This is a genomic window from Streptomyces sp. NPDC001985, from assembly GCF_040296845.1.
GTDB lineage: Bacteria > Actinomycetota > Actinomycetes > Streptomycetales > Streptomycetaceae > Streptomyces.
Window position 1 is genome coordinate 31,625 of record NZ_JBEOYB010000030.1, and the last position, 18,315, is coordinate 49,939.

The 18,315-nt window shown below is 73.6% G+C and carries 11 protein-coding genes; 3 read left to right on the plus strand and 8 right to left on the minus strand.

The window, feature by feature from the left end; translation table 11 throughout:
- Positions 1 to 9 precede the first annotated feature (9 nt).
- From ABT122_RS15715 to ABT122_RS15725, 3 genes are all read left to right on the plus strand, one after another.
- Positions 10 to 2,964, plus strand: a complete 2,955-nt coding sequence (locus ABT122_RS15715; protein WP_502976148.1) for a lysylphosphatidylglycerol synthase transmembrane domain-containing protein — start codon at positions 10 to 12, stop codon at positions 2,962 to 2,964.
- A gap of 109 nt (positions 2,965 to 3,073) precedes the next feature.
- Positions 3,074 to 4,672 (plus strand): alpha/beta hydrolase, encoded by a 1,599-nt coding sequence (locus tag ABT122_RS15720; RefSeq protein ID WP_351551236.1) that lies wholly within the window; start codon positions 3,074 to 3,076, stop codon positions 4,670 to 4,672.
- A gap of 137 nt (positions 4,673 to 4,809) precedes the next feature.
- Positions 4,810 to 6,402, plus strand: a complete 1,593-nt coding sequence (locus ABT122_RS15725) for an alpha/beta hydrolase (protein WP_351551238.1) — start codon at positions 4,810 to 4,812, stop codon at positions 6,400 to 6,402.
- A gap of 118 nt (positions 6,403 to 6,520) precedes the next feature.
- On the opposite strand, the gene moeZ is transcribed toward ABT122_RS15725, so the two are convergent.
- From moeZ to ABT122_RS15765, 8 genes are all read right to left on the minus strand, one after another.
- Entirely contained in the window at positions 6,521 to 7,699 is a 1,179-nt protein-coding gene (gene moeZ / locus ABT122_RS15730) for an adenylyltransferase/sulfurtransferase MoeZ (RefSeq protein ID WP_351551241.1), read from the minus strand.
- A gap of 218 nt (positions 7,700 to 7,917) precedes the next feature.
- The gene (locus ABT122_RS15735; RefSeq protein ID WP_351551244.1) at positions 7,918 to 8,886 is read right to left on the minus strand and encodes an NAD-dependent epimerase/dehydratase family protein; all 969 of its coding nucleotides are present in this window, start codon (positions 8,884 to 8,886) and stop codon (positions 7,918 to 7,920) included.
- A 97-nt stretch (positions 8,887 to 8,983) separates the two neighbouring features.
- On the minus strand, positions 8,984 to 10,012 hold the full coding sequence (locus ABT122_RS15740; RefSeq protein ID WP_351551247.1) for a hypothetical protein: 1,029 nt from the start codon (positions 10,010 to 10,012) through the stop codon (positions 8,984 to 8,986).
- 1,037 nt (positions 10,013 to 11,049) lie between these two features.
- Positions 11,050 to 12,675, minus strand: a complete 1,626-nt coding sequence (locus ABT122_RS15745) for a glycosyltransferase (protein ID WP_351551250.1) — start codon at positions 12,673 to 12,675, stop codon at positions 11,050 to 11,052.
- Positions 12,676 to 12,866: 191 nt separating this feature from the next.
- Entirely contained in the window at positions 12,867 to 14,510 is a 1,644-nt protein-coding gene (locus ABT122_RS15750; protein WP_351551253.1) for a dipeptide ABC transporter ATP-binding protein, read from the minus strand.
- Complete coding sequence (locus ABT122_RS15755) at positions 14,507 to 15,496, minus strand: ABC transporter permease (RefSeq protein WP_351551256.1); 990 nt, start codon at positions 15,494 to 15,496, stop codon at positions 14,507 to 14,509. Before ABT122_RS15755 ends, ABT122_RS15750 begins: the two co-directional genes overlap by 4 nt.
- Positions 15,493 to 16,491, minus strand: a complete 999-nt coding sequence (locus tag ABT122_RS15760; RefSeq protein ID WP_502976149.1) for an ABC transporter permease — start codon at positions 16,489 to 16,491, stop codon at positions 15,493 to 15,495. The genes ABT122_RS15755 and ABT122_RS15760 overlap by 4 nt, the downstream gene beginning before the upstream one ends.
- Positions 16,488 to 18,209, minus strand: coding sequence for an ABC transporter substrate-binding protein (locus tag ABT122_RS15765; protein WP_351551259.1), 1,722 nt, complete (start codon positions 18,207 to 18,209; stop codon positions 16,488 to 16,490). The genes ABT122_RS15760 and ABT122_RS15765 overlap by 4 nt, the downstream gene beginning before the upstream one ends.
- Positions 18,210 to 18,315: the final 106 nt, after the last annotated feature.

Genomic DNA, 18,315 nt, shown 5'->3' on the forward strand with positions numbered 1-18,315 from the left:
CGGTGACGGGTGATACGAGATCAAGAAGAGACCGAGACGGCGAAGGAGCGGGGCGTGCAGCCTGGCAGGGCGGCGAGCACCCCTGGGTCCGGCCCGGGCCCGGACGCGCCCGCCCCGGCGGCCGGCCGCTCCGGTGAGCCGGACGGCCCGGAGCGCGAGCGCCCCGGTGCCGGCGGGCCGGCCGCGGGCCGCGAGCCCCTCGGCGCGGACAAGAGACCATCCTTGACGAAACAGCCCGCGGCGCCGCCGCGCACCGGCACGGGGAGCGACGGCGGCGACACCGGCGCCGGAAGCGAGTCCGGCGCCGGGGACTGTCCCGCCGGCCCCGATGTGACCGGCGCCGACCGGGTCTCGGGCGACGAGCCGCTGCTCGCGGCCCGGGTGCACCGCCCGTCCGATCTGATGCGGCTGCTCAGCGGCATCCTCGCCATCGCCGTGGTGCTCGGCGTCGCCGCCTTCGCGCAGGGCACCGCCACCGGTCTCGCGTCCGACATCAGCAAGGGCACCGGCCAGGCGCCGGACCTGCTGGTCAAGATGGCCGGTCTGGTGTCCTCCATCGCCGTCCTGCTGGTCCCGGTCGCCTTCGCGATCGAACGGCTGGTCAAACGGGACGGGCTGCGGATCGCCGACGGGGTCCTCGCCGCGGTGCTCGCCCACGGCATCACCCTGGCGACCGATCTCTGGGTCGCCAAGGCCGCCCCCGGGAGCATCCAGGAGGCCCTCACCCGGCATCACAACGGGGAGCTGACCGACCCCGTCCACGGCTATCTGGCCCCCGTCATCGCCTATATGACGGCGGTCGGGATGGCTCGCAGACCCCGCTGGCGGGTGGTTCTGTGGGTGGTGCTGCTGCTCGACGCCTTCGCGATGCTGGTCGCCGGCTACACCACCCCGTTCTCGATCCTGCTCACCGTGCTCCTCGGCTGGACCGTCGCGTACGGAACGCTGTACGCGGTGGGCTCGCCGAATGTCCGTCCCACCGGGCAGACCCTGCTGGCGGGTCTGCGCCATGTGGGTTTCCACCCGGTCACCGCGATGCGCGCGGAGGATGTGCTCGCCGCCGCGAACGGAACCGAGGGCGAGCGGGCCGCGGACGGGCAGGGCGACCGGGGGCGCCGCTATCTGGTCACCCTGGAGGACGGCCCGCCGCTCGATGTCACCGTCGTGGACCGGGAACAGCAGGCCCAGGGCTTCTTCTACCGGGTGTGGCGGCGGCTCACCCTGCGCTCCATCACCACCCGGCGCTCCCTCCAGACCCTGCGCCAGGCCCTCGAACAGGAGGCCCTGCTCGCCTACGCGGCCATCGCCGCCGGCGCCAACGCCCCCAAACTGATCGCCACCTCCGAGCTGGGCCCCGACGCCGTGATGCTGGTGTACGAGCACCTGGGCGGGCGCTCCCTGGACGCCATGGGCGACGAGGAGATCACCGACGAGGTCATCCACGGGGCCTGGCGCCAGGTCAAGGCGCTCCAGTCGCGCCGTATCGCCCACCGCAGGCTCAACGGGGACGCGATCCTGGTGGACCGCTCCGGCGAGGTGATCCTCACCGATCTGCGCGGCGGCGAGATCGCGGCCGGCGATGTGGTGCTGCGGATGGACATCGCCCAGCTCCTCACCACCATCGGGCTGCGGGTGGGTGCCGAGCGGGCGGTGGCCACCGCCGTGGATGTGCTCGGACCGGACACCGTCGCCGACTGTCTGCCGCTGCTCCAGCCGCTCGCGCTGACCCGCTCCGCGCGCGGGACCCTGCGCAAGCTGGCCCGGGAGCGCGCGCAGCGCGAGCGGGAGGCGGTGCTGGAGCGGTCCGCCGAGGCGAAGCGGGCCCGCGCGGAGGCGGCCCGGGAGGCGACCGCGGACCCGGCCGGCGACGGGCGCAAGTCCGTGCGGAAGTCGGAGCGGGCCGAGAAGCAGGCCGACAAGCGCGCCCTGGACGAGGCCATGGACGAGGCGCGCGAGGAGGACCTGCTCTCCCAGATCCGCCATCAGGTGCTGCTGATCCGGCCGCAGGCGCCGGTGGAGCCGGTGCGGCTGGAGCGCATCAGACCGAAGACGCTCTTCAGTCTGATCGCGGGCGCCATCGCCGCGTACTTCCTGCTCACCCAGATCGCGGGCAATGACTTCGTCGCCGACTTCAGCCACGCCCACTGGGGCTGGGTGGCCGCCGCGGCCGCGTTCTCCGCGCTCAGCTATGTCGCCGCGGCGATGAGCCTGCTGGGCTTCGTGCCCGAGCGGGTGCCGTTCCCGAGGACCGTGGCCGCGCAGGTCGCGGGGTCCTTTGTGAAGATCGTCGCCCCGGCGGCGGTGGGCGGTGTGGCGCTGAACACCCGGTTCCTCCAGCGCGCGGGGGTGCGTCCGGGGCTCGCGGTGGCGAGTGTGGGCGCGTCGCAGCTCTTCGGCCTCGGCGCGCACATCCTGCTGCTGCTGACCTTCGGCTATCTCACCGGCACGGAGAAGACCCCGTCCCTCAACCCGTCCAGGACGGTGATCGCGGGGCTGCTCACGGTCGCCGTGCTGGTGCTGGTGGTGGCGGCGATCCCGTTCCTGCGCAAGTTCGTGGTCACCCGGCTGCGGTCGCTGTTCGCCGGGGTCGTGCCGCGCATGCTGGATGTGCTCCAGCGGCCGGTGAAGCTGCTCACCGGCATCGGCGGGATGCTGATGCTGACCGGGGTGTTCGTGATGTGTCTGGACGCCTCGGTCCGGGCCTTCGGGGACGGCACCCAGCCGCTGAGCTACGCCACCCTCGCCGTCGTCTTCCTCGCCGGCAACGCCCTGGGGTCGGCGGCGCCCACGCCCGGCGGTGTCGGCGCGGTCGAGGGCGCGCTCATCATCGGTCTGGTCGCCGCGGGGGTGCCCAAGGAGGTCGCCACCCCGGCGGTGCTGCTCTACCGGACGCTGACGCTGTGGCTGCCGGTGCTCCCGGGCTGGCTCGTCTTCAACCATCTGACCCGCAAGGGCGCGCTGTGACCGTGTGACCGGCCGCCGGCGTGCGGCCGGGGCGGTGGGGCGCGGGGCCGGACACCCGCATGGGCCCCTCGCACGGGCACCCGGTGCCGGCGCGGCGCAGGATGGTTCCATGCGGACCACTTCCACGGCCCTGCGGGCCGTAGCTCTCGCCGCCTCGCTCACCGTGCTGCTGGCCGGGGGCTGCTCCGGCGGCGGGGACGGGGAGGGGTCCGGAGCGGGACGCCCGAGCGAGGCGTCGGGGACGGCCCGCGGCGGGCTGGAGGGCCTCGCGGCGCAGGAGCTGAGCTGGCGGAAGTGTCCGGCCCCCTCGGAGGCGGAGGGCGGCGGGCCGACGCCCTCACCGCTGCCCGGCGGCACACCCTGGGAGTGCTCCTTCATGGATGTGCCGCTGGACTACGCGGAGCCCGACGGCGAGACCATCGAGCTGGCGCTGATCCGCGCCCGGTCGGTGGACCAGCAGAAACGCATCGGCTCACTGATCTTCAACTTCGGCGGCCCCGGCGGCTCCGGGGTGGCCTCACTGCCCGGCTTCGGCGAGGACTACGCCGATCTGCGCACCCGCTACGATCTCGTGAGCTTCGACCCCCGCGGGGTGGGCCGCAGCGTGGCCGTGGAGTGCGAGGGCGACAAACAGCTCGACGCCTACTACGCGAAGGACACGTCACCCGACGACGCGGCCGAGGAGAAGGCGTACCAGCGCGGCCAGAGGTCGTACACCGAGGCCTGCGAACGGAACTCCGGCCCCGAACTCCCCCATGTCGGCACCACCAACGCCGCCCGCGACCTGGACCTGATGCGCCGGGTCCTCGGCGACAGCAGGCTGCACTACTTCGGCATCTCGTACGGCACCGAACTCGGGGGCGTCTACGCCCACCTCTTCCCGAAGAACGTGGGCCGCGCGGTGCTCGACGCCTCCATCGACCCGACCAAGACGGCCGAGCAGGCGTCCCTGGGCCAGGCGAAGGGGTTCCAACTGGCCTTCGAGAACTTCGCGAAGGACTGTGTGCGGCGCGGCGACGAGTGCCTGCTGCCGGGCACCTCGGCCGAGGAGATCCAGGACTGGGTCGTCGCCCTGCTCGACCGGCTGGACGAGAAGCCGATCCCGGGCATCGGCGAACGGGATCTGACCCAGTCGCTGGCCACCACGGGCATCGCGCAGACGCTGTACTCCAAGGAGCTGTGGCAGTACCTGGAGCAGGGGCTCGACGAGGCCGACGGCGGCAACGGCGGGCTGCTGCTCACCTTCGCCGACCTGATGAACGGCCGGGGCGAGGGCGGCCACTACGACAACAGCATGGCCGCCAACACGGCCATCAGCTGCGCCGACTTCACGAGCCGCTACACCCTGGAGCAGACGAAGGAGAAGCTGCCGGGGTTCCGGGCGGCCTCGCCCGTCTTCGGCGACTTCCTCGGCTGGGGGCTGATGGGCTGCGACGGCTGGCCGGTGGCCGGGGCCTGGACCCACCCCGATGTCTCCGCGCCCGGTTCGGCCCCGATCGTCGTCATCGGCGCCACGGGCGACCCGGCGACCCCGTACGAGGGCGCGAGGGCGATGGCGAGGGCGCTCGGCGAGGGTGTCGGGATCGAACTCACCTACAAGGGCGAGGGCCACGGGGCGTACAACGGCGGCAACACCTGCGTCCGGGACGCCGTGAACGACTATCTGCTGGAGGGCCGGGCACCCGCGCCGGGAACCGTCTGCGCCTGAGGCGGGGGCCGGCGAGGACGCGGCGGGACGGGGCGGGACGAGGCGGCGCCGTGGTCGCCGGCCGGACGACGGCCGCCGGAGGGGCTGTCAGTGCCGGTGCTTAGGATGACGGGACATTGAACATCTCTGGGGGCGAAATGACCATGAGGGTACGGGCGGGCGCCCTGGCAGCCGCGGCGGTGCTGCTGGCGACGGCCGTGGGCTGCAGCTCCGAGGAGGGCGCGGACGGCAAGGGCGAGCCGGAGGCCGGGCGCACGAAGAGTTCCGTACCCGCCACCCCGGGCCAGGAGACCGGCGGGCCCGCCGGACAGGCGCTGCCCGCCGCGCTCACCGGCCAGAAGCCCGACTGGAAGGGCTGCGAGGCCCCCGCCAAGGCGTTCGGCAGCCATGCCAAGCGGCCCGGGAAGCAGTGGCAGTGCGCCACCGTCACGGCCCCGCTCGACTACGCCGAGCCCTCCGGGGAGACGATCGACATCGCCCTGGTCCGGGCCAGGGCCAAGGACCCGGACCGGCGCATCGGCTCCCTGCTCTTCAACTTCGGCGGTCCCGGCGGCTCGGGGGTCGCCATGCTGCCCAGCGGCGGCGACCAGTTCAAGACCCTCCAGAGCCGTTACGACCTGGTCAGCTTCGATCCGCGCGGGGTGGCCGAGAGCGCGGCGGTGGTCTGCCGGACCAGCGCGCAGACCGAGGCCGCCCACCGGCTGGACAGCACCCCGGACACGGCGGCCGAGGAGAAGGCGTTCCTCACCAGCTCCGCCGCCTTCGGCGCGGGGTGCGCCGAGAGGTCGGGCAAGGTGCTGCCGCATGTGGGCACCGAGAGCGCCGCCCGGGACATGGATCTGATCCGCCGCATCCTCGGTGACGACAAGCTCCACTACCTGGGCTTCTCCTACGGCACCGAGCTGGGCGCCGTCTACGCCCACCACTTCCCCTCCCGGGTCGGCCGTCTGGTCCTGGACGCGGTGGTCGACCCCACCGCGGACTTCGCCGGCGGAGCGCGCAATCAGGCCCTCGGCTTCCAGCGGGCCCTGGAGAACTACTTCAAGAGCCGGGGCATCGGCGCCGAGACCGGCACCGCACAGGTGAAGCGGCTCCTGGAGAAGGTGGACCGCGAGCCGCTGACCACCGAATCGGGCCGCGAGCTGACCGAGACCCTCGCGCTCACCGGCATCATCCTCCCGCTGTACGCGGAGAGCCAGTGGCCCTATCTGACCGACGCGCTGAAGGCCGCGGAGAGCGGCGACGGCACCCAGTTGCTGGCGCTCGCCGACTCCTACAACAGCCGTGACGAGAACGGCGAGTACGCCACCCAGGACCACTCGCAGCGCGCCATATCCTGCGCCGACAGCAAGGACCGGATAACGCCCGCCGAGGTCAAGTCCCGCCATCTGGCCGAGTTCACCGAGGTCTCGCCGGTCTTCGGCCCCTATCTGGCGTGGGACCTGGCCGGCTGGTGCGCCGACTGGCCGGTGGACGGCCAGTGGGAGAACCCGGACGTCTCCGCCAAGGGCGCGGCCCCGATCCTGGTCGTCGGCACCACCGGTGATTCGGCGACGCCGTACGAGGGCGCGAAGAAGATGGCGGACGAACTGGGCGAGGGCGTCGGGGTGCTGCTCACCAACAAGGGGGACACCCATGGCGCGTACGGCGACTCGCCGTGTGCGACCAGGACGATCGACGACTATCTGCTGAAGGGCCGGGTCCCGCCGAACGGCAAGACCTGCTCCTAGGACGGGATTCGCCGGACACGGCCCGGGGCAGAACGCCCGGTGCCCCGGACCTGTTCAGGTCCGGGGCACCGGGCGGCACGCGGATTCCGGCGGAGCCGGATGATCCGGCCGCGGTGGCTCAGTAGACGGGCTTGTCCGGCTCGATCTGGTGGACCCAGCCGATGACGCCGCCGCCGACATGCACCGCGTCGGCGAAGCCGGCCGACTTCAGCACCGCGAGGACCTCCGCACTGCGGACACCCGTCTTGCAGTGCAGGACGATCTTCTTGTCCTGCGGCAGGCCGCCCAGCGCGGTGCCCATCAGGAACTCGTTCTTCGGGATCAGCTTGGCGCCCGGGATCGAGACGATCTCGTACTCGTTGACCTCGCGGACATCGATGATCTCGATGTTCTCGCCCTCGTCGATCCACTCCTTGAGCTGCTTGGGAGTGATCGTGGAACCGGCCGCCGCCTCCTGTGCCTCCTCGGACACGACACCGCAGAAGGCCTCGTAGTCGATCAGCTCGGTGACGGTGGGGTTCTCGCCGCAGACCGCGCAGTCGGGGTCCTTGCGCACCTTGACCTGGCGGTACTGCATCTCCAGGGCGTCGTAGATCATCAGCCGGCCGACCAGCGGGTCGCCGACCCCGGTCAGGACCTTGATCGCCTCGGTGACCTGGATGGAGCCGATGGAGGCGCAGAGGACACCGAGCACACCGCCCTCGGCGCAGCTCGGGACCATGCCCGGCGGCGGGGGCTCCGGGTAGAGGCAGCGGTAGCAGGGGCCGTGCTCGGACCAGAAGACCGAGGCCTGGCCGTCGAAGCGGTAGATGGAGCCCCAGACGTACGGCTTGTTCAGCAGCACACAGGCGTCGTTGACCAGATAGCGGGTGGCGAAGTTGTCCGTGCCGTCGACGATCAGGTCGTACTGGCTGAAGATGTCCATCACGTTCTCGGCCTCGAGCCGCTCTTCGTGGAGGACGACCTTCACATACGGGTTGATCCCGAGGACCGAGTCCTTCGCGGACGCGGCCTTGGAGCGGCCGATGTCGGACTGACTGTGGATGATCTGGCGCTGCAGATTCGACTCGTCCACCTCGTCGAACTCCACGATGCCGAGCGTGCCGACACCCGCCGCGGCGAGGTACATCAGGGCCGGGGACCCGAGGCCCCCGGCGCCCACACACAGCACCTTGGCGTTCTTCAGCCGCTTCTGCCCGTCCATCCCGACATCCGGGATGATCAGGTGGCGGGAGTACCTGCGAACCTCGTCAACGGTGAGCTCATCAGCTGGCTCGACCAGGGGTGGCAGCGACACGGGGACTCCGTTGCGTCGATAAGTCAGTACGGTTGTTCTCCCGTAACACTGCCACGCGTCTCCTCATTCCGAGACACCCGGTCCGATCTGCGAGACGATTTCGTCCCAGTGGACGGGCAGTGCGCTGTATGGGCTGATTTCTCACTTCTGCCCGTACGGCGGCCCCATGGCCCGGCCCGGCCGATCGGCCCGGGCGCGGCGGAGGGTGGCGGCCGAGGTCAGATCCGGCACGCCGCCTCCATCCAGATGTCGGCGAGGGACTCCTCCAGATTGATCCGGGGGCGCCAGCCGAGCCGGTCGCGGGCGGTGCGGACATCCGCCTGCTGCCAGTTGCCGCAGCCGTCGGGGTACGGGACCGGGGTGGCGGCCAGATGCTCCAGCACGGTCTCGGAGCGCGGCGCCCCGATACCGGGGCCCACGGGCCGGCCGGGCAGGGTGTCCAGTTCGTGGAGGGCGCCCGCGTAACCGGCGACCCTGGCCAGGATGGCGGCGGTGTCCCGGAGCCGCACGGCCCGGCCCGTACCGATGTTGACCACCCCCTGCGCGGCCGAGAGCGAGGCGGCGTGCACCGCACGGGCGACATCGCGCACATCGACGAAGTCGCGCTGGACGCCGAGTCCGCTGAGCTTCAGCTCGCCGTCGCCCGACTGCATCGCGCGGCGCATGGCCTCGGCGAGCCGCCCGAGCGGGGAGCCGGCCGGTGTCCCGGGACCCACGGGCGAGAAGACCCGCAGGACCACGGCGTCCAGACCGGAGCCGAGAACCAGTTCGGTGGCGGCGAGCTTGCTGACGCCATAGGGCCCCCCGGGCCTCGGAACGGCGTCCTCCGCGGTGGAGGAGCCCTGGGGGGACGGCCCGTACTCGGAGGCGCAGCCGAGCTGGACGAGCCGGGCGCCGCAGCCGCTGCGGCGCAGGGCCTCGCAGACGGTGGCCACCGCGACGGTGTTGTGGCGCACCAGGTCACGGGCTCCGCCCCGGGTGGCCCCGGCGCAGTTGATGACGACACCGGGGTGGACGGCGCTCAGAAAGCGGGTGAGCGCCCCCGGGCTGCCGCCGGCGAGGTCGAACCGGACATCGGCGTCGTCGCCGCGCCCGAGCGCGGTGAGGTGGACGGCGGGGTCGGCGAGCAGCCGGTCGGCGACGAAGCGGCCGAGGAATCCATTGGCTCCGAGCAGCAGCACCCTCATCGTGCGGCCCCTCTGAACCGTCGGGCCGTGGCGGGGGGTTGGGGGGTCATGTCGGTTTCTCCTTAGGGATGCCCGCCGGCGCCGTTGCCGGGGCAGGTCATACGGAGTGGGCCGAGGCCCGGGACAGGGTGAGCGTCGCGTGGACGAGGAGGCCGGCACCCGCGCAGGCGCAGGCGACGGCGGATACGGCTCCGGTTCCCCAGGCGCCGAGCACCGACTGGGCCGGTCCGGCGAGAGGGCCGCAGCCGGGAAGCCGTGCGGCGAGCGGCAGTGCGAGGACGAGGGCTTCGGCGGCACAGGCGGCGGCGAGCCCGCGGGCCGCCGCGCGGGCGGAGCCGTGGACGGTGAGCAGCCGCGCCGGGAAGAGGAGGGCGCCGAGGGCGAGAGCGGCGGGGGTGAGGGAGGGGGAGGAGGTGAGGAGGGAGGTGAGGGCGAGCAGGGCGGTGAGGCCGCAGAGGAACATTCCGGTGGTGGTGAGCACCAGGGGGCGGACGGCGGCGGTGAAGTCCGCGAGGCCACGGCCGCGGTGCAGCTCGCGCCGGGCCCGCCGGGCGAAGAGGTGCGCGCACCAGGCGGCGGGGACGACCGCGAGGGCGAGCCCGGTGAGGGGGCCGGGCGCGGGGGTGGGCGGGCCGCCCGGCCCGCCGGGGGTGATCCGGGCGAGGAGGTCCGCGCCGTACACCAGGAAGGCGAGCAGCCAGAGGGTGCACAGGGAGAGGACGAGGGCGGGGGTGGCGGTGCGGCCCGGGGCGCGGAGGGGGCCGTGCCGCAGGGCGAGGAGCAGGGCGGCGGTGACGGCGAGGGCGCCCGCGGCGGTGAGGGCGGCCCGCGGGGGGCCGTCGGTGACGCCGCGCCCCGCGAGCGTCAGGGCGCACAGGACACCGGGGAGCGCGGCGACCAGGGCGCCCCGGAGGGAGCCCCTCGCCGGCTGGGGGGGGTGGTGGCCGGGGGCGGCGGCGGGGCGGTCCGCCGGGGGGACCCGTGCGTACAGCTCCTCGGCGAGCGAGAAGACATCCCGGTGCCGGAAGCGCGCGGCCGTGCGGTCAGTGATGCCGCGCGCCTCCAGCCCGGCGGCGATCTCCAGGGGGTCGGCGGCCCGCCCGCACAGCTCCCGGTGCTGACGCATCAGCTCCCTGACGGGGTCGGCCGGGGGTGGTGCCTCCGGCGGGGCGGGGGGGTGGGCTCGGCCCGGGTGCGGACCCGGGGCGCCGGGCGCGGCGGCCTCCGGCACCGGGGGGTCCCATCCGGGAGGCGCCTCCGGGAGGGCGCCGCCGAGGGGGTGGGCTCCGCCCACGGCCGCCCCCGGGTACGAGCCCGAGCAGCCTGCGGGCGCTCCCGGGGGCCGGCCCCCGAACCCCCGCGCCTCAAACGCCGGCGAGGCTGGGTTTGGGCTCCGCGAGCCCGGGTCCGGACTCGGCGAGGCTGGGTTCGTGCCCGGCGAGGCTGGGTTCGTGCTCCGCGAGACCAGGTTCGTGTCCGGCGAGTCGGGGTTGGTGTCCGGCCACACCGGATCGGGAACGACCCGCGCCGGCGAACTCTCCCACCCCGGTGAGCCCAGGCTCGTGCCCCGCGAACCCAGGCGCGTCTCCCACGAGCCCGGGGTCGAACCCGGCGAGCCCGGGCTCGGGCCCGTGCCCGGCAAGCCCAGGTCCGTGCCCGGCAAATCCGGGGCCGTATCCGGCCACACCGGATCAGACACACCCCGCGTCGGCGAACCCTCCCACCCCGGTGAGCCCAGGCTCGTGCCCCGCGAACCCAGGCGCGTCTCCCACGAGCCCGGGTCCGTGCCCAGCGAGCCTGGGCTCGGGCTCGGCAAGCCCAGGTCCGACCCCCGCGAACCCAGGTCCATGCCCCGTGAGCCCGGGCTCGTGCCCGGCATGTCCGGGTTCGTGTCCCGCCACACCGGGTGAGGAGTCACCCGCGCCCGCGAGCACTCACCCGTGGCCGGCGCCACCCCGTGGTCCGAGTCCGGCGGGCACTCCCGCCCCCGCCGTCCCGGGGGTGCCTCCGGCCACGCCACGCGCCGAGGCCGCCCCGCGTCAGGAAAGCCCGGCTCACCGGCAGGCGGCACAGGCCGGACCACGGGCGCGGGGGGCTCCGGCAGGGGGGCGGGGTCGGAGGGGGCCTCGGGCTCCGGCCAGGGCGCGGGGTCGGGAGGAGGGGTCATCGCAGGGGCTCCTTCTCGCGGGGGAGCGGGGCCGGAGGGGCCGGAGGGGCGGGAGGGGCGGGTGGGCGGCGGCCCAGGCGGAGGGGGACGTGCGCCTCCGGCGGGTGGCTGAACGGGAGGGGGGCACCCGCCTCGTCCACCGCCTCCCTCCGCACCGGGGAGTGCGAGATCAGCTCCAGATAGATGCCGCGAAATGCCATGAGATTCCGCTCGGCCGTGAACAGCTCCAGCGCCCGCGCACGCGCCGCCGCGCCCAGGCGGCGGGCCCGCCAGGGGTCGCGCAGCAGGGCGAGGCAGGCATCGGCGAGGGCACGCGGGTCGCCCGGGGGGACGACGAGACCGGTGGGGCCGACGACCTCGGCGACCGCGCCGACATCCGTGGAGACGGTCGCCCGCCCGCAGAGCATCGCCTCCACCAGGCCGGACGGAAAGCCCTCGTCCAGGCTCGACAGCACGGCGATCCCGCCCACCGCGTAGGCGTCGGCGCTCCCCCGGGGCCGCTCCTCGAAGTACACGGGCCCGTCCCCGGCGGGCCCGGCCGGGACGATCCGGGCGGCGAGCTGCTCGCAGTGGGCCAGCCGGGCGGCCGTGTCGCGGTCGCGCACCGGCGTGGCGAAGAGCCGGAGTCTGGCCCGGGGCTCCTCGGCGCGCAGGCGCGCGAAGGCCCGCAGCAGGGTGCCGAGGTCCTTGGCGGGTACGAGGTCACCGGTCCAGACGAGGGTGTACGGGTCACCGATGTGCCCGCCCTCCCCCACCGCGGCGAACTCCTCCTCCGGGGCCCCCGGGTGGACCGTGCGCAGAACACCGGGCGCCGCGCCGCCGCGCTGCTGCCAGCGCCGCCCGTGGCTGCCGCACGAGGTGATCAGCGCGGCCTGTGCGTACACCTCCGCGGCGAGCCGCCCCTGGAAGGCCGCCGACAGGGCGCGCAGGGGCGCGCCGGGCACGCCCGCCCCGGCCGCCGCTCCCCCGCCGCCGTCACCACCGCCGCCCCCGGAGGCGGAAGCGGCGGCCAGATGGTGCGCCCGCAGATGCACGCCGTACTCCGTGACCAGCAGCGGAACCCCGAAGAAGCGTTTGGCCAACAGGCCGGGCAGGGCCGTGCCCGCGCCGGAGACCGCATGGCACAGATCGACCGCGCCGAGGCCCTCCTCGTCGTACCAGGGAAGGGAGAGCGGACGCAGCGCGCGCTCCAGCCGCCCGGCGAAGGCGAGGATGTCGGGCACGGTGGCGCGGTGCAGACCACGGCGGGCGCCGGGGGCGCGGCAGGCGGACTCCAGCAGCCGCAGAACGGATTCGGAGCGCAGGGCTCCGCCGAGCGCGCCCCCGTGCTCCCTGGCGGTCTCGGCGAGTCCGTAGAGACCGGAGGCGAAGGCAGCGCCCTCCGCCGGGTCGCAGATCGCCGTGACGAGGTCGCGGGCGTGCCCGGTGAGACGTCCGCGCGCCCGGCGCCCGCCGGAGCCGCCCCGCGCCTGCCCCGGTACGGCTCCGGTGCGGTGCGCGCCGATGTCGTAGCGGTCGAACCGGTGCTGGGCGGCGAGCCCTTCCACGAGCCGGTCGCACCACCCCCCGGAACCGTCCGGCACGGCGGGGGAGCCACTGTCCGTGAGCAGTCCGATCCGCACCCGCGCACACCCCCGATCTCCCTGGCGAAGGGCCGCCGTTGCCCGGCGACTCACAGCGCAAAGACCGTATGCCGGTACCCCGGCGGTGCGATGGACGGTTGTCCGTCGCACCACCGGAAGGGGTGAAAACACGTAACTTTCCACCCCCGGTAGCGTTCTGTCGCGCTACGGGGACACTCCGTTACGGGAGATCAGGCCGCGGCCGGCTCCCCGCGCGCGGAGCGCCGGGCGCGGGCCAGATCCGGGTCGAGCACGGGCACGGCGGCGAGGAGCCGCCGGGTGTACGGGTCCCGGGGCGCGCCGTACAGCCGCTCCACGGGCCCCTGTTCGACGATGCGGCCGTGGCGCATCACGGCGACCCGGTCGCTGATCTGCCGGACGACGGCGAGGTCGTGCGCGATGAAGACCAGCGCGAGGCCGAGTTCCCGCTGGAGTTCCCGCAGCAACCCGGTCACCTGGGCCTGGGTGGTGACGTCGAGCGCGGAGACGGGCTCGTCGCAGACGATGAGCCTCGGCTCGGCGATCAGGGCACGGGCGATCCCGACCCGCTGGCGCTGCCCGCCGCTGAACTCGTGTGGATAGCCCCGGTATCTGTCGGGGTCGAGACCGACCCGTTCCAGGGCCTCCGCCACCCGGCGCCGGATCTCCCGTTCGTCGCGCAGCCCCGAGGCGCGCAACGGGTCGGCGATGGACTCCCCGATGGAGCGGCGGGGGTTGAGGGAGGCGACGAGGTCCTGGAACACCATCTGGAGTTCCCGCCGGTGGGGCCGCAGGGCCCTCTCGGAGAGCGCCCCGATCTCCGTACCGGCGTAGTGGATGCGGCCGGCGGTGGGGTCGAGCAGCCGGACCAGGAGACGGCCGAGGGTGGTCTTCCCGCTGCCGGACTCCCCGACGACACCGAGGGTCTCCCCGGCGTGGACGGTGAGGTCGACGCCGTCGACGGCGACGACCCGGTCCCTGCCGCGCCCGAAGGAGCGCCCCAGCCCGCTGGCGTCGAGCAGCGGCTCACCGGTCGGCGGGGTCCGCGCGAGGGCCCCCGGAACCTCGCCCGGGAGCCGGGGCACCGCGGCGAGCAGTGCCGTGGTGTACGGCTCCCGGGGGGCCTTCAGCACCGTGCCCACCGGCCCCCGCTCCACCTCCCGCCCCTCCTTCATCACCAGCACCTCGTCCACGCTCTCCGCCGCCACCCCCACGTCATGGGTGACGAGCAGCAGCCCCATCCCCGTCTCCTCGCGCAGCCCGTGCAGCAGATCCAGGATCTGCGCCTGCACGGTCACATCGAGCGCGGTCGTCGGCTCGTCGGCGATCAGCAGCCGGGGTTCGCAGGCCAGCGCCATCGCGATCAGGGCCCGCTGGCGCATCCCGCCGCTGAACTCGTGCGGGCGGGAGCGGGCCCGCCGGGCCGCGTCGGGAATGCCGACCCGGTCGAGGACCTCGGCGGCCCTGGCCCGCGCCGCGCGCCGGGAGACGCGGGTGTGCACCCGGTACACCTCGGCGATCTGGTCGCCGACGGAGTAGTACGGATCGAGGGAGGAGAGCGGGTCCTGGAAGACCATCGCCGCCACCGAGCCGCGCAGGGCGCGCAGCTCGGACGGGCTCGCCGTGCCCACATCCGTACCGCCGACGCGCACGCTCCCCGAGGTCAGCGCGCCGGTCCCCCGGTGCAGGCCCAGGAGTGCGCCGGCGACCGTGCTCTTGCCGCTGCCCGACTCGCCGACCAGGCCGAGGGCGCGGCCGGGGGCCAGGGCGAACGAGAGGCCGTCGACCGCCCGCGCCCCACCGGAGCCGGGGAACTCCACCACGAGGTCCGTGACCCCCACCAGTGCCGCCGTCATGACAGGACCACCCTTCGGTCGGCGGCGGCGTACAGCAGATCCGCGACCACGTTCGCCAGCACCACAGCGGTGCCGATCACCAGCACCACCCCCACCACCACGGGCAGGTCGATCACCCGCACCCCGTCGATCAGCGTCTTGCCGAGGCCGGGGAGGCCGAACAGCGACTCGGTGAGCACCGCGCCGCCGAACATCGTGCCGACGTCGAGTGCGCTCAGCGCGATCACCGGCGGTACGGCTCCCCGGAGCGCGTGGCGCCCGACGATGGCCCGCTCCCCCACGCCGTACGCCCGGAAGGTACGGATATGGTCCTCGGCCAGCGTCTCCAGGGTGGCGCCGCGGGTGAGCCGGGCGTACTTCGCCGACTCGAAGAGACCGAGGGTCAGCCAGGGAAGCAGCATGTTCCACGCCCACTGCTCGGGGTCGTCGCCCAGGGGCACATAGGCCGGATAGGGCAGCCACTGGAGGTAGGCGCAGACCACCATGAGCAGCAGCAGCCCCAGGATGAAAACGGGGGTGCCGGTGGCGGCGAGGGTGAGCACGGTCAGGGCCCGCTCGGTGGCGCCGCCGCGCCGGAGCGCCGAGAGCAGCCCGGTGCCGACGCCGACGACCAGCCAGACGGCCATCGCGCCGAGGGCGAGCGAGGCGGTGGCGGGCAGCCGGTCCAGGAGGAGCGCGGTCACCTGCTGGTCGCTCTGGTACGAGAGGCCGAGGCAGGGCGCGTCGCAGCGCAGCACCGAGGTGCCGGTGCTGTAGTCGCGCCCGGCGACGACGCCCCGGAGGAAGTCGGTGTACTGCGTGAGAACCGGCTCGTGGAGCCCGAGCTGCTCGCGGACCTGGGCGATCTGCGCGGGTGAGCAGCGCTCCCCGCACGCGAGGCGGGCGGGGTCGCCGGGGGCCAGATAGAACAGGCCGTGGACCAGTGCCGAGAGCACCAGCAGCACGAACACCGCGCCGCCGAGCCGTTTGAGGACGAAGCGCGTCATGCGGCGCCCCTCTCCTTCCGGGACACCCGGCGCTCCGCGCGGGTGCCGACCCGCAGCCGGCTCGCCTCCCTGGGGTCCAGCGCGGCGCGCACCGCGTCGCCGAGGACGGTGAACGCGAGGACCGTCACGAAGAGCAGGCCGGAGGGGAGCAGGACGTACATGGGGTCGGCGCGGAACCAGGTCTGCGCGCTGGAGAGCATCTGCCCCCAGGACGGTGTGGGCGGCTTCACGCCGACACCGAGGAAGGACAGGGACGCCTCGACCACGATGTTCACCGGCAGCAGGATCGCCGCGTAGGTGATCACGGGTGCGGCCAGCGACGGCAGCAGCTCGCGCCGGGCCACCCGCCAGGGGCCGTTGCCGCCGAGCCGGGCGGCGGCGACGAAGTCCAGCCGCTTCAGGGAGAGGGTCTGCGCCCGCACGATTCTGGCCGTACCGCCCCACCCCAGGGCGCCGATGAGCAGGATCAGCAGCAGCGGGCGGGGGAAGTCGGGGGGTACGACGGCGGTGAGCGCGATCCCGAGCACCAGCATCGGCAGCGCCACCATCACATCGGTGACCCGGCTGAGCACCGCGTCCACCCAGCGGTTGCCGAGCGCCGCCGCGAGGCCGACGACGATGCCGATCGCCACCTGCACCAGGGTCGCGCCGACGGCGACCAGCAGCGAGACCCGGGCCCCGTACAGCAGCCGCGCGAAGAGATCGCGCCCGGTGCCGGGCTCGACGCCGAGCCAGTGGTCGGCGCTCACCCCGCCGAACGAGCCGATGGGCACGCCGCCGCGCGCCGAGTCGACGAGCGAGTCGTGGTACGTGTGGGGGTCCTGGCCCTCCAGGGCGGTCAGCAGCGGGGCGGCGAGCGCGAGCAGCACCAGCAGGGCGAGGACGCCCGCGGAGATCAGCGCGGAGGGCCGGGCGGCGAGGCGTGTGATGGCGCTCCCGGCCGCGGGCGCCCGGTGGGCGGCGTCCGCGGCCGGGAGATCGAGTGCGGTGCTCACTTGACGGCGACCTGCGAGATGTCGAGGACCCCGGTCCAGTCGCTGATCACGATGTTCTTGACGTTCTTGCCGTAAAGCCGCTTGTAGACGGGGTGGAACAGCGGGACGTCCAGCGCCCGCTCACCGATCCTCCGGTCGAGCGCGCCCCAGCGCTCGGCGGCGGCGTCCAGGTCGGTCAGCTTGTTGATCTCGTCGATCTCCTTGTTGACGGCGGGGTCGTTCAGCTGGGCGTGGTTGTAGTTGGAGCCGTCCTTGACGATCTGCCGGCCGTCGAAGATCGGGGCGAGGAAGGGGGCTCCGGAGGGCCAGTCGGCGCCCCAGCGGGAGAGGAAGAACCCGGGGGCCTTCGCGGCGCTCCAGCGGGCCTCGTTGAAGGCGTTGTTCTCCAGGCCCTGGAGTTCGACCGTGATCCCGGCCTTCTTCAGCGCCTCCTGGACGGCGGTGGCGACCTCGGGGCTGGTCTGGCGGTTCTGCTCGGTGGAGTGGGTCAGGGTGATGCGGAGGTTCTCGTGCCCGGCCTCCTTCAGCAGCCGCCCGGCCTTGCCGGGGTCGCCCGTCTTCCCGGCGGGGAAGTGGTCGTAGGGAGTGTGGCCGAACGCCTTGGTCTCGGGCAGGAAGGTCGTCGCGGGCTCGGCGAGCGCGGAGCCGCCCGCCGCGTTGATGACGCTGGTGCGGTTGATGGCGTACGAGATCGCCTGGCGGACCCTGATGTCGTCGAAGGGCTTCACCTTCGGATTGAACGCGAGGTAGTTCACATAGCCGAAGCGGCCGGTGCCGACCCGGCCGGCGAGTTCCTTGTCGTCGGCGACCCGGGCGAGTTCGGCGGGGCCGAGATTGGTGTCGGTGGTGACGGCGGAGGCGTCCGCTCCGGAGCCGGTGGAGAGCCGCTGGTTGATGACGGCCGAGTCGAGCCCGGAGACCACGTCGACGGTGTCGGGGTACGCCTTGCGCTCGGGGTCGGTCTTCTGCGACCAGTGCGGATTGCGCTCCAGTACCAGCCGCTCGCCGTCGCCCTCGTTCCTCACCACCCGGTACGGGCCGGAGGAGAGGGGCCGCTCCTCGTACTTGGTGCCGGTGTCCTTGGCCCGGGGGACGGGGGTGAACTGGGTCTGGGTCGCGAGATAGGGGAACTCGCCCTCGGGCTTGCGGAGCTTGAAGACGATCGTCCGCTCGTCCGGGGTGACGATCGAGGCCAGGCCCTTCTTGTCCTTGTAGGGGCCCTGGTAGGTGTCACCGCCGATGAGCCAGTCCCGCAGATAGGGCGCGCCGCCGGAGAGCTCGGCGGCGAAGGAGCGCTCGATGCCGTACTTGATGTCGGCGGTGGTGATCGGGGAGCCGTCCTCGTATCTGAGCCCCTCCTTGAGGGTGTACGTCCACTCCGTGGCGTCCTTGTTGGGCCGGCCGAGGTCGGTGGCGAGGTCGGGCACGACCTCGGTGCCGGCCTGGCCGTCCTCGCGGTTGCGGGTGGTCAGCGTGCGGAAGACCAGCGAGGGGACATTGCCGCCGCCGGACGTGTAGAGCCGGGCGGGGTCGAAATCGGTCTGCGGCTCGGAGTTGAGCACGGTGAGGATGCCGCCCCGCCGGGGCTTGTCGCCGCCCGCGGCGCTGTCCTCGGCGCCGTCGTCCTGCGGTCCGGCGCAGGCGGCGGCGCCCGACACCACGGCGAGACCGAGGGCAGCCGCTGCCACGCGGCGGGATATGACGGACAGTTGACGCATGGGAAGGAGACCTCTCGTTGAGCCCGGCAGGGAAGGGGATGTCCGTGCAGGCGCCGACGAGTGGCCGTGCGAGCGAGACGGCGCACGGGAGGAGGGGATGCCGCGC